The sequence below is a fragment of the Gaoshiqia sp. US2 genome (genome assembly GCF_059705485.1).
In genome coordinates, this window is sequence record NZ_AP048550.1 from 968,125 (window position 1) to 980,868 (window position 12,744).

A 12,744-nucleotide genomic window follows, 5' to 3' on the forward strand; every position below is an offset into this window, starting at 1 on the left:
AACGCCCCGCCATTACCAAGCACCTGAACAACATTTTCAAAAGCGGCGAACTGGACGAAAAAGTGGTATGTTCCATTTTGGAACATACCACTCAACATGGCGCTATTGCTGATAAAACGCAAACTACACCAACCAAATTTTATAATCTCGACGCCATTATTGCAGTAGGTTATCGGGTAAACTCACATAGGGCTACGCAATTCAGAATTTGGGCAACTGCCGTGCTCAAAGAATTTATTATAAAAGGCTATACCATGGATGTGGAGCGTTTGAAAAATCCACAACCAGTTTTCGGGCAAGACTATTTTAAAGAGCAGCTCGAAAAAATCAGAGACATTCGAAGCTCTGAACGCAGGTTTTATCAGCAGATAACCGATATTTATGCCGAGTGCAGTATTGATTACGATTATGATTCGGAAATAACCAAAGAATTTTTCGCCACTGTTCAAAATAAGTTGCATTGGGCAATTACGAAGCAAACTGCTGCCGAGATAATTGTGTCGCGTGCTAACCACGAAAAAGAAAAAATGGGTTTAACCAGTTGGAAAAACTCGCCCGATGGAAAAATAAGAAAATCAGATGTATCAATTGCTAAAAACTATCTTACCGAAGAGGAATTAAAGCCACTCAACCGAATTGTTTCCATGTATTTGGATTATGCCGAAGACCAAGCCGAGCAAGGAATCGTGATGACAATGAAAGATTGGGCTGAAAAATTAAATGCTTTCCTGCATTTTAACCAAAAGGATATTTTGCAAGATTCGGGCAAAGTAACGGCTGCAATAGCAAAAGAATTTGCCGAGAGTGAATATGAAAAATACAAACCAATACAAGATAAATTGTTCGAAAGCGATTTCGATAAAGAAGTTAGAAAACTATTAAAAGGAAAGTAAATGTCTGAAAATGCAATAGTATCAAAAGTGTGGAATTTCGCCAACGTCCTTCGTGACGATGGCGTGGGTTATGGTGATTATTTGGAGCAAATCACCTATTTGCTTTTCCTTAAAATGGCTGACGAACTCAACAAACCACCCTACAATAAAGGGCTAAAATTCCCAAAACTCAAAAACGCCCAAGGCTTAGAAGAAGCGAATGCTGAAACTTGCGACTGGCAAACTTTATCGCAAAAACGTGGGTTGGAATTAGAAACATTTTACAACCAAATGCTTCGCAGTTTGGGTAGCGAAAAAGGTACTTTGGGGCAAATATTTGTAAAGAGCCAAAACAAAATACAAGACCCAGCCAAACTCTTAAAAGTCATTGATATGATTGATAAAGAGCAATGGAGCTTAATGGGTACCGATGTAAAAGGCAAAATTTACGAAGGTCTTTTAGAGAAAAATGCCGAAGACACTAAAAGCGGTGCAGGGCAATATTTCACCCCTCGTTCCTTAATTAAAACAATGGTTGCTTGTGTTCGTCCACAACCTATGAAAACCATTATCGACCCTGCTTGTGGTACAGGCGGTTTCTTTTTGGCTGCTTACGATTTTATCAAAAGTCAGAACTTAGACCAGGAAGAAAAGGCGTTTTTGAAAAACAAAACCTTTTACGGAAACGAAATTGTTGCCAATACACGCCGAATGTGTTTGATGAATATGTTTTTGCACAACATTGGCGAGATAGATGGCGAAACATTAATCTCTTCGGCTGATGCTTTGGTTTCGGACAATGGCATACGTTACGATTATGTGCTGGCAAATCCGCCTTTTGGTAAAAAAAGCAGTATGACCATTACCAACGAAGAGGGCAAACAGGAAAAGCAGGATTACATTATCAATCGTCAGGATTTTGTGGCAACCACAGCCAACAAGCAGCTAAACTTTTTACAACACATAAAAACGCTTTTAAAACTCACAGGACAGGCAGCCGTTGTTCTTCCCGACAATGTTTTATTTGAAGGTGGTGCAGGCGAAACGGTTCGTAAAGAATTGTTGAAAACAACTGAACTGCATACGATATTAAGACTTCCAACAGGGATTTTTTATGCACAAGGCGTAAAAGCCAATGTCTTGTTTTTCGACAACAAACCTGCTTCCAAAGAACCTTGGACAAAAGAGGTTTGGATTTATGATTACCGCAGTAACATAAGCCATACTCTAAAGACAAACCCAATGAGATTTGAGCATTTGCAGGAATTTGTAAAATGCTACAATCCTGAAAACCGCAACAAACGAGCAGAAACGTGGAGCGAAACAAATCCCGAAGGCAGATGGCGGAAATTTACTTATTCGGAAATCATTGAAAGGGACAAAACCAACCTTGACATATTTTGGATTAAGGATAAAAGTTTAACGGACTTGGACAACTTGCCCGACCCTGATGTTTTGGCAAACGAAATCATTGAAAATATTGAAGCAGGACTAAACAGTTTTAAAGAAATAATGGAAACGATAAACGGAGATGAAAGCTAAACCCAGCCCGAAAGCCATACACATTTGCAATTCGCACGAGCCAACGCTTGACCAAAAATTGCAAAAGAATATGTCTTGCCAACGCACAGGGAAACATTGCAGCAAAAATGATTGATAAATTAACAGGAAAAACAAACAACGAAACGCTAATCGAGTAGACGGCTCCGCCAGTAATTAGCTGACGGAGTGCGCCTCTCACACCACCGTGCGTACGGGTCTCGTACACGGCGGTTCATCAGGTATCAACACTATCGCTCTTTACACCAATAGTACCTCTGTCTTTGTTTAGGATAAGGCTGGCAAACTCGAAGTTTGGACCTCCTTATCGAATTCGAGACAACCCAACGTTCAGTCCTTCACTATCTGGTGAGACCTCCACGGTTTCTATTCGTGGCTCGTTACCGATAGCTACTATGTCCGGCAGCTGCCGGATGACTTCTCACCACAGCCAACACGTGGACGGTGAGATCTCCCCTGGTAAAAGCTTTTCCCTTCCTCCAATGCCTGCGTGATCTACATAGTGACCCTTTTGGTATTCTTGGGGCGTTACAATGATGTGCTTGCTTACCCGAATAACTATGCCTCATATCACGTTTCTGTTCGTCAGTACCGGATTTTGCCGTTTGACTTCCTTCACTGCTGCCGTCGCCAGCAACCAGCTTGTCACTTGCTAATACTTCCGGGCGTTACCCCAGCGTATAGGGACTTACACCCTTTGGAAAAATACACACTTGTTATTTGCTACTATGTAAAGTTTATTTGTATTTTTAAACTTTTTCAACAGCTTACAACAAGTGTGCGCGCTGCTTATGCAGGGCGCACACATCAAGTATATCTAATGGCGGTGTTTAACACATTTTGGGCGGTCAATTGCCCGCTTCAACCATTTAGCGGTTCGAACGGATTCACGTCCGCAGTCCGCCACTAGGCATACTTGTAGCGTTATGGCGCATTTAAAAAAACGACAATGAGAAACATATTGACTATATTTTTGACCTTGTTTTTGATGACATCTTGCTCAACGACAGATAAAAAAGCAATTAACATGACAGATAAATTTACTTGGAATGCTCAATTAGCCGGTTATGACTTCACTAAATATGATGAAAAAGGCGTAACAAATTTTGAAAATTTCATAAATGAATTTGATAAGTTTCCATGGATTGAGCAATTGGAGAACTATCAAAAAATACAAAAAGGATGTTCTCCGACTCTTTCAGTTAAGGACCAAAAGTCTGGAATTGACTTTTGGGTTTCAATGAGCGGTGATAAAAATGAACATGGATACTTAATTGGATATGTTTATCCAAAAACTATTAAGGGATTCTTTGGATTAGGGAAATCTAAAGAAAAAAGGTGGGTCGAAATTTATCTGACTCAGGACACAGAATTAGTAAAAAAATGCTTTAAGATGTTTTTCAATCGAGAGACTGATAATTTAGTTTCGACTATTAAAAAACTTGAAAAGTATGGAGAGATGGAAGCTCAAAACTAAGGAATGAAAAATAAACGCGCCATAATCGAGTAGACGGCTCCGCCAGTAATTAGCTGACGGAGTGCGCCTCTCACACCACCGTGCGTACGGGTCTCGTACACGGCGGTTCATCAGGTATCAACACTATCGCTCTTTACACCAATAGTACCTCTGTCTTTGTTTAGGATAAGGCTGGCAAACTCGAAGTTTGGACCTCCTTATCGAATTCGAGACAACCCAACGTTCAGTCCTTCACTATCTGGTGAGACCTCCACGGTTTCTATTCGTGGCTCGTTACCGATAGCTACTATGTCCGGCAGCTGCCGGATGACTTCTCACCACAGCCAACACGTGGACGGTGAGATCTCCCCTGGTAAAAGCTTTTCCCTTCCTCCAATGCCTGCGTGATCTACATAGTGACCCTTTTGGTATTCTTGGGGCGTTACAATGATGTGCTTGCTTACCCGAATAACTATGCCTCATATCACGTTTCCTGTTTTCGTCACTTTTTTTCCGATAATTTATATCTAATTGAAGCAGAATAAAATAGGCTTGTTTTATTTTGATTTTGGGTGTCTCATGGCTATTTTTGTTGCATGTTTGTTCGTCGCAAAGCAAATAAAACGGGATCGGTCAGTGTCCAGGTTGTTGACAAGAGCCATGGGCGTTACCGGGTAATCAAAAGTTTGGGTGCAGGGAGGACCGAGGCGGAAGTTGTCCGTTTAGAAGAGAAAGCTCGCCAACATGTACGCGAACTTACCGGAACAAACAGGTCTCTTTTTGAGGATGAAGATGAAATCAAGCTGGAGGACTTCCTATCAACCATTTCCAACTCACAGATACAAGTCATAGGCCCTGAAATCATATTTGGGACACTTTATGACCGGATCGGCTATGGCCGTATCCACAATGAGTTGTTCCGGCACCTGGTTATAACCCGGCTGTTTAATCCGGGCAGCAAGCTGAAAACGATCGATTACCTTTTCCGTTATCAAGGCGTTGTCTATAACATCAGTAAGATTTACCGGTTTCTGGACAACCTGTGCTTCCGCAGGGAGGCAGTGGAAAGCCAACCAGATGGGATCCCCGACATAAAAAAGCAGGTGGAAGATATCTCCTATTCCCATACGCTTCGTGTGCTGGGAGGGAAGATCGATGTGGTTTTCTACGACATGACCACGCTCTATTTTGAATCAAGCGACGAAGACGATCTTCGGAAAACCGGTTTCTCAAAGGACGGCAAACATCAATGCCCCCAGATTTTTCTTGGCTTGTTGGTTGGCCAGGGCGGGAACCCCATCGGTTATGAACTGTTTGAAGGGAATATTTTCGAGGGAAATACTTTTATCCCGGTACTGCAACGCATGGAAGAGCGGTATAACCTTGGAAAACCCGTTGTCATTGCCGATTCTGGCCTTTTGTCTAAGAAAAACATCTTGGCATTGGAAGAGAACGGGTATGAATATATCCTTGGGGCACGCCCCAAAAACGAAAACGACTTGATCAAGCAAAAGATTCTTGCCTTTGATTTAAAAGACGGTGATGTGCGGACGATAAAGAAAACAGGGGCCACCCGGTTGGTTTTGTCCCGGACAAACAAGCGGATGTCCAAAGATGCCCATAACCGCAAACGTGGATTGGACAGGCTGACCAAGCGCCTGAACAGCGGAAAACTGACCAAATCAAACATCAACAACAAGGGATACAACAAGTATTTAAAGATGGAAGGGATAGTTACCATCTCTATTGATTTGGAAAAGTTCAATGCCGATGCCGCCTGGGATGGCATAAAAGGATACTTGACCAACACTGCCCTTCAGGCAAAACAGGTGATCGCAAATTACAGGAACTTATGGTTTATTGAACGTGCTTTTCGTATGAACAAAACCGATCTTAGGGTACGTCCAATATACCATCGGCTATATAACAGGATCGAAGCCCACATTTGCATCTGTTTCACTGCATATACGGTAATGCTCGAATTGGAAAGATTGCTCAAGGCCAAAAAATCGGTCATTAGTTTGAAAAGGGCACAAGAAATAACGCACAATATGTACCAAATCCTTTATCAATTACCCTACTCGAAAGATACCAAAGCTCGAATGTTAAGAATGGATAGCGAGCAACAGGAACTATATGATATTATAATCCAATCCAAAACTGTAAATTGAAATTTAGGTGTCCCATTGACGAAAACAGGGGTTATCCCAAAGCCACATCCTTTGGGCGTGGATTTTTACTTGTTTTTTTATTTTCGGCAGCACCAAAATATGTACATCACGCTATATACCAGAAAAGGTCAATTTTTTATAAGATTAAAACTATGAGGGGAAAACTTCTGTTTGTGTGTATGGGGTATAATTTATTATTTTTAAATGCTTTTACCTTGATAAAATTCCTTTGGTTTTGATTAAAATTTATGAATTGTGTTAGTTTTGTGAAAAATTAATTGTGTATAGGTTGAAGAAATTCTTGTTGATAAATGGACTTAAATGAAGGGAAAAAGGAAAGTAGTATTTGGTTTCATTTTCAACTCTTGTTTGTATCTCTTTACTTGTTTCGCATAAAGTACTCCTTTTGCACCAAGGATAAATGTAAAAGACTTGATGGCGGATTATCTTGTTTCCCGGTGGGTGAAATCTATGTATTTGCAAATTAATTTATAACAGATTGGAGGCCTTTCGATTTGAGATACAAATTTTAATTTCTACTTTATCATAGGATAAATCTAAATTAAATGCCAGCAATTCCTCACATAAAAAAGAAAATTGGTCATACTTACCTGCTCTGGTTTCAAAACAGTAATTTGTACCTTCAAATGGAAGAGCCCGCGTGGTTCGTTTTCAGTAAAACAAATAAACGGTATGCAGCGGGTACGATTGCCAAAGAATTTTCCGGACGTTACGGCGTAAGCCCGGAAGACAGCTTGGCCTTTGTCCGGGAAATCCGGCTGAAAATGGCAGAAATGAACCAACCGGATAATGCACACGATGAGCGAAAAGGAATTTCAACCGAGCTAAAGAATTTTGCTTACACTCCTTTTTCTGTTCGCCGTTACAGGCTGGGCAAAAAACAGATTTCATTTTCCTTCGAAACCCGCCTTTTTGAATATTACCTGCACCCGTTGATCAGTCATTTCGAAATTACGGACGAGCAAGATGATGAAATGCAATTCTTTGAGTTATTTGCATTTCGGGGGCGTATTATTTTTCGGGTTGAGGGCGATGTAAAAGGAACTTGGGGAAACGATGAGACTCATTTGGTAAAAGGATTGATCTTTATGTTTTTGATAAACGCGATGCACGGTACAACTGATGATGATTGGCTGATGACCGTACATGCATCGGCTATCACAAACGGGAGGAAGACCATTTTGTTCTCTGCGCCACCCAATCATGGGAAAACCACTTTTGCAGCTTTGCTCCAAGCCAATGGCTACCAATTAATCTCTGATGATTTTGTTCCGGTTGACAGGCGATCTTTCAGCGCATATCCTTTCCCGATAGCCATGTCGGTGAAAGAAACGTCGGTGGATTTGCTCGCATCCTTTTTCCCGGCATTAAAAGAAAGGCCGGTAACGTACATCTCTCCTGAAAAAAGTGTTCGGTTTCTGGCGCCTGATTTTAAATCCGGCCTTCAGGGTGGGATCCATCCCGTCCGGGAGTTTGTTTTTATCCGTTACGATAAATCGGTAGATTTTGCGTGGGAGAAATTGGACCCCCTGAAAGCGATAAAGTCGATGCTCGATCAGGCTTGGGTAACTCCGGCAAAGGGGAACGCTGAACTGTTGTTCGACCGGGTTATGCAGATGTCCTTCTACCAACTCACGTATTCCGATAACCAAAAGGCCATTGGTGCCATCGCCAATTTATTTGACCATGACTAATTTGGAGACATTTTATTTTATTGGCAAATGCCTGACGATGGACGAGCATCTCGGGTTCAGGGATGAGATCATCCGTCAAGCAAAGAATGGTTTGATCGATTGGGAACGGTTTGTGGCCCTCGGCAGTAGTCATTTGATTTTACCTGCAATTTATCTGAAATTCAGGGAACAACAACTCATTGGGTATTTACCGGAGGAATTGGCTGGTTATTTAAAAGAGATATTCGAATTAAACCGTGTGCGAAATATGCAAATTCTAAAGCAGCTTCGCGAGGTCATCGGAATTCTCAACAGAGACAACGTGTTTCCAACGTTTCTAAAGGGGGCTGGCTATTTGTTGGATGAATTGTACTCCGATCCCGGCGAGCGGATGATCGGTGATATTGATTTTCTTGTGGGGGAGAAGGATTACCTGTTAGCTGCTGATCTTTTAAAACAAAGCGGGTACGGCATGGTAGGTGAATTTTTTGGTGCAGATTTCAACGACATGAAACACTTTCCCCGGATCGCAAAGCCAGATGTTACTGATGCGCCCGCCGCCCTCGAAATCCACCGTTTGCCTGTGTCGGATGCGTACCTGTCGTGGTTCGGTCCCGGTACGATTGACAAGGAGAAAAGAGAAGCGCCGGCAGTTCCCGGGGGTTATGTGCTTTCGGACAAGCATAACACGATACTCAATTTTATTCACAGCCAGTTGGGGCACGATGGCCACATTTACGGCATCGTTTCTTTTCGCGATTTATACGATTTATATCTACTTTCGAAAAGATACCGAATTGAAGAGGCTCTTCTTGAAATTAAGACCGAAAAAAAGGCGAAAGCTTATTTTGCTTTTGCGGGTAGGGCATTCGGGTTTCCCGAAAGGTTTTGCCGGGACAGCAATTTTTCATCCCGGTATTTTACCCTGAAACACGACCTGAATCTCAGGTCTGCCGTATTCTATCACGCCCATCGCACGGTCATATACCTAGTCAGCCGGATCGTTGTTGGCTTTACCCGGCAGGTCATAAAATCGTTGTATTCCGCCAAAATGCGTAGGTCGTTAATTCGCCGGTTGGGCAACCGCCACTGGTACCGTGAACATTTTCGTTCATACCTGCGATTTTTCGACGGTGGCAGGTAAATGATTTTAAAGCTGACGCCTTCTTTTGAAAACCGTTGGACCGGGTTAATTCTCGTACTTGTTCTTGTATTTAAGCGGCGTAAAACCCGTTATCTTTTTAAACTGCTTGATGAAATACGAAACATTGGTGTAGCCGCAGGAATAACAGATGCTCGAAACGGGTTCGTTTTCTTCTGTAAGCATACGACAGGCCTGGGCAATCCTGATTTCGTTTAGAGCTTGAATGAAAGTTTTGTTTGTCCGCTTTTTGAAATAACTGCAAAAAGCCGGAATGGAAAGGCATGCCAAGGACGACACCTTCTCAAGTGTAATTTCCTGGTAATAGTTTGAGAAAATATAATCGTAAACTTTGTCGAGCCGATCAGAATCACTCTCGTTAAAACTACCTTGGGTAATTGGGTTGGCTAATAACTGATATTCCTTTTTAGTTGCAATGATGCCAAGTATCGAAAGCAGAATGGTTATCCTGTTAAAACCCGACGAGTTTCTTATAGCCAGCATCAGCGAGGATACCTCTTCGCGGGTTTTTCCGTACAGGATGATACCCCCGCGGCTAATCTGAAGTAATTTTAAGATGCTTTTTGATTCCGGCAAACTCCAGAACTGCTCCCCGAAAATCTCAGCCTTAAAGAGGACAAAGATCACCTCAGAAAAGAGCTTGCTGTTTTCCGAGGTGTATTGGGAGTCGCTATAACTGACATGGGGAACATTCGGACCGACCAAAATCACGTCGCCAGGGCGGAAACGGCTTATGGAATCTCCTACAATACGGGTTCCTGTCCCCTGCAGAATGAGCAAAATTTCAATCTCTGGATGAAACTGGAGAGGATTTGGGAAATAGTGAAATTTCATATGATCAACATGAAACGAATGGTTCAGGTTGGCTTCAATTTTTTGAAATAATGGTGTCATAAAATAATGGTATTTTTAACAATAAACATCAATAACAACTTCATAAATACCCAAAAATAACCTTAATTTATCGTTGAAGTCAAAAATAAAAAATAATTGGTTATTTCCAAATTTATGAAATCTGGTTCATCACCCGGTTTATTATGGTAGGAAAAAGTGGATATAACTAACGTGGAGAAACGACTAAAAATGCTGTGAAACAATCGGATGAATGAGTGTTCGTTCTGAAGACCGTGCTTATTACATTTTGCTTTCTCCTTCTGATTTCATAACGAGAATCATCTGGTGATAGGAAACAAACTTCAAAAACAGATGCCTGCCTTGGTGAAATATCTAGTTACTCTGAACATTCGGGGGAGATTAAAAATGTATTATTTTTTGATAGGATAGTTATACTCTCCCTGATTAAATCGCTGTAAACTTGGCATATAAAACTGGGCTATTTTCAACAATGCTGCTGAGGAATTATGAAATAAACTTTCCCGATGCAGGAACCAATATTTTTCGAATGATGGATACCTTGGATGAAATATACGGATTGGCATATGGGTGCCCGGCCCGGCACAGAAAGCTTGATTGTCCGTTTCAACCGTATGATGCGCTTTCTTTTAAGGAAAAGATACTTTGGATTCAAAACCTGGACCGGGAGAAGAAAGATATGATCATTCAGCATCATACTCAATGTGTTCGGATTAGTTGAGCAATGTCACGGGGTAAGTTTGTGCGAACCTTTTAAATGTCGTGTAAAACATGAAAAAGAGCAATATAGGTAATCGTTTCAGCATACCAGCTTTTCTTTGGCTGGCCCTCCTTATTCCTTTTGCGGGTATGGTAGCTGCAGATAGTCTGAAAAAGAGCAGCAACAATAACGTTGTCATCGAAAATGCCAATTTTAAATACGAGATAGCAGCCAACGGGGACAACCTGCATTTTATTTATAAGGTGTCAGGGACCGACTACTTGAATGCTAATCCGGGCTCCCGCTGCGCATATGTAACCAAAGCCGGCAAGGAATATCCGGTCAGCGAGGTTTCTTTTAACGCCAATCTTTTGAAACTAAAGTTTACCGATGCGGGGGTGGTTGCCGGGATCCGGATCAAAATGGAGGGAAGCCAGGTAACGCTGGAGGTTGGGAGAATTAGCGGGTCGCCCGAATCCCTGACTTTCCTGAATATTCCGCTAACGGTTGAAGGGATGCCTTACGAATCGTTTGCTGCGTGCGCGCTTTCGATGAATTTGCACACCAATGTTTTGCAACTCCCGGCGCTGCAAACGCATCTTCAGGCTACCTGTTATCAGCGGTTTGGCATGAGCGGGGCAAGTGTTGCCTTGTTGGGTGTTCCTCAAAATGATATGCTGCCGGCAATCAAGGAGGTGACAAAAAACGCCAAAGATATTCCCTTTTCCGGCGTCGGGGGCGCCTGGGCGCTTGAGGCAAAGGAAGGATACGGGTCCTATGTGTTCAATTTTGGCGAGCTTACAGAAGAAACGGTGGGGGATTGGGTCGAAATGTGCAGGAATGTCGGGTTTTCGCAAATCGACAATCATGGCAGGTCAGACTTTTTCCGTTTCGGGGATTTTGAACTAAATCGAGAAAAATGGCCTGACGGGTGGGACAGTTTCAAACGGATCAACAACAAGCTTCATGATGCAGGAATTTCTTCCATCTTTCATACCTATGCTTTTTATATCGATAAAAAGGCCAGTTATGTAACCCCTGTTCCCAGTGAGGACCTAGATTATTTCAAGGTCTTTACGCTGGACAAGCCGGCGGGTGAAAAGGACACGGAGTTAATTGTGAAAGAGTCAACTGCTGATATCTCGACGATAACGGGGATGTTTTTGAACAACAGTACGACAATACGGCTTGGCAAAGAACTGATCACATTCAGCGGGGTTACTAAAACAGCGCCATATATGCTCACTGGTTGTAAACGCGGTGCATTGGGCACAAAAGCCTTGTCGCACCCTGCAGGTGAAAAGGCATATCAGCTTAAAGAAAAGTTCAACAGGTTTGTTCCCGGCCCGGAAACACCGTTATTCAGGGAGATAGCCAGGCGAACAGCCGAAATTGTTGATCAGGCCGGTTTTGACGGGATTTATTTCGATGCGATCGATGGGAGCGACATCCTGGCGGGAAGAGAAAGTTCATGGTACTACGCAACGAAATTCGTATTTGAAGTTGCCAAAAATTTAAAACGTCCTGTTGGGATGGAAATGAGCTCGATGCACCATCATTTTTGGAATTATCGGTCACGATGGCAGGCTTGGGACCGTCCCGTGCGCGGATACAAACGGTTTGTCGACATCCATTCGGCAGCTATAAAATTAAGTAAAGGCCAGTCATCTATTAGAAATATCGACACCACGTTGATCAGAAAAACGGCTTACGCAGAAAACGGGAGTCTGATGCTGCCCCTGCAATTGGGGTGGTGGGGGCACGAATCGTGGAATCCTCCACAGGTGGAACCAACGTTCCCGGATGATGTTGAATACATTGCCTGTAAAATGATCGGGCACAATGCGGGACTTTCCATGTTGCGCGGCTTTGATGAAAAAGCAGAAAATGAATACCCCCGCTACAAGCGATTGAATGCAATCATCAGGCAATACGAAACATTGCGCCACCAAAATTATTTTAACGATTCAGTGCGGATGTTGCTCCGCCAACCCGGGAAGGAATTCACCCTCTTTCAGGACCCCGGTGGTAAATGGAATTTTAAACCGGTTAGTTTCCAAAAGCACAAAGTTGACGGGGCTGATCACTCCTCATCGCAATGGCAGGTGGTGAACGCATTTGGACCGCAGCCGGTAAAATTAAGGATAGAACCGCTGATGTCGGTCAATTCGTATACCGACACCAGGGCTGTTCAATTCTAATTCCTCCCCCGGCCATCTAAAAACAAGGAATGTTCATAACTTTGTAATTCACTAA

8 protein-coding genes are annotated in these 12,744 nt (G+C 42.7%); 7 read left to right on the top strand and 1 reads right to left on the bottom strand.

Features of this window, described 5'->3' with window-relative positions; translation table 11 throughout:
- The first annotated feature begins 77 nt into the window (after positions 1–77).
- The 6 genes from AC6H3C_RS03735 (at position 78) to AC6H3C_RS03760 (ending at position 8,897) form a co-directional block, all read left to right on the top strand.
- A complete protein-coding gene (locus AC6H3C_RS03735) occupies positions 78–893 on the top strand; it encodes a virulence RhuM family protein (RefSeq protein ID WP_497519350.1) in 816 nt (271 codons plus the stop codon).
- Positions 894–2,414 carry a type I restriction-modification system subunit M gene (locus tag AC6H3C_RS03740; protein WP_497519351.1) on the top strand — a complete coding sequence of 507 codons (1,521 nt, stop codon included), beginning with the start codon at positions 894–896 and terminating at the stop codon, positions 2,412–2,414.
- Between the two features lie 967 nt (positions 2,415–3,381).
- The gene (locus AC6H3C_RS03745) at positions 3,382–3,909 is read left to right on the top strand and encodes a hypothetical protein (RefSeq protein WP_497519352.1); all 528 of its coding nucleotides are present in this window, start codon (positions 3,382–3,384) and stop codon (positions 3,907–3,909) included.
- A 575-nt stretch (positions 3,910–4,484) separates the two neighbouring features.
- Positions 4,485–6,059 (top strand): IS1634 family transposase, encoded by a 1,575-nt coding sequence (locus tag AC6H3C_RS03750; protein WP_497516599.1) that lies wholly within the window; start codon positions 4,485–4,487, stop codon positions 6,057–6,059.
- A 566-nt stretch (positions 6,060–6,625) separates the two neighbouring features.
- The gene (locus AC6H3C_RS03755) at positions 6,626–7,774 is read left to right on the top strand and encodes a hypothetical protein (protein ID WP_497519353.1); all 1,149 of its coding nucleotides are present in this window, start codon (positions 6,626–6,628) and stop codon (positions 7,772–7,774) included.
- Positions 7,767–8,897, top strand: a complete 1,131-nt coding sequence (locus AC6H3C_RS03760) for a nucleotidyltransferase family protein (protein ID WP_497519354.1) — start codon at positions 7,767–7,769, stop codon at positions 8,895–8,897. The genes AC6H3C_RS03755 and AC6H3C_RS03760 overlap by 8 nt, the downstream gene beginning before the upstream one ends.
- A gap of 45 nt (positions 8,898–8,942) precedes the next feature.
- Here AC6H3C_RS03760 and AC6H3C_RS03765 read toward each other — a convergent pair whose 3' ends face one another.
- Positions 8,943–9,809: an AraC family transcriptional regulator gene (locus AC6H3C_RS03765; protein ID WP_497519355.1), complete on the bottom strand. Its 867-nt coding sequence runs from the start codon at positions 9,807–9,809 to the stop codon at positions 8,943–8,945.
- A 750-nt stretch (positions 9,810–10,559) separates the two neighbouring features.
- Between AC6H3C_RS03765 and AC6H3C_RS03770 the strand changes: the two genes are divergently transcribed.
- A complete protein-coding gene (locus AC6H3C_RS03770; protein ID WP_497519356.1) occupies positions 10,560–12,689 on the top strand; it encodes a hypothetical protein in 2,130 nt (709 codons plus the stop codon).
- Positions 12,690–12,744 lie beyond the last annotated feature (55 nt).

Bases quoted from the DNA above. Each gene is read 5' to 3' on its own strand.
- AC6H3C_RS03755 (WP_497519353.1), top strand. From the start codon at position 6,626: ATGCCAGCAATTCCTCACATAAAAAAGAAAATTGGTCATACTTACCTG.
- AC6H3C_RS03745 (WP_497519352.1), top strand. From the start codon at position 3,382: ATGAGAAACATATTGACTATATTTTTGACCTTGTTTTTGATGACATCT.
- AC6H3C_RS03770 (WP_497519356.1), top strand. From the start codon at position 10,560: ATGAAAAAGAGCAATATAGGTAATCGTTTCAGCATACCAGCTTTTCTT.
- AC6H3C_RS03750 (WP_497516599.1), top strand. From the start codon at position 4,485: ATGTTTGTTCGTCGCAAAGCAAATAAAACGGGATCGGTCAGTGTCCAG.
- AC6H3C_RS03760 (WP_497519354.1), top strand. From the start codon at position 7,767: ATGACTAATTTGGAGACATTTTATTTTATTGGCAAATGCCTGACGATG.
- AC6H3C_RS03740 (WP_497519351.1), top strand. From the start codon at position 894: ATGTCTGAAAATGCAATAGTATCAAAAGTGTGGAATTTCGCCAACGTC.
- AC6H3C_RS03765 (WP_497519355.1), bottom strand. From the start codon at position 9,809: ATGACACCATTATTTCAAAAAATTGAAGCCAACCTGAACCATTCGTTT.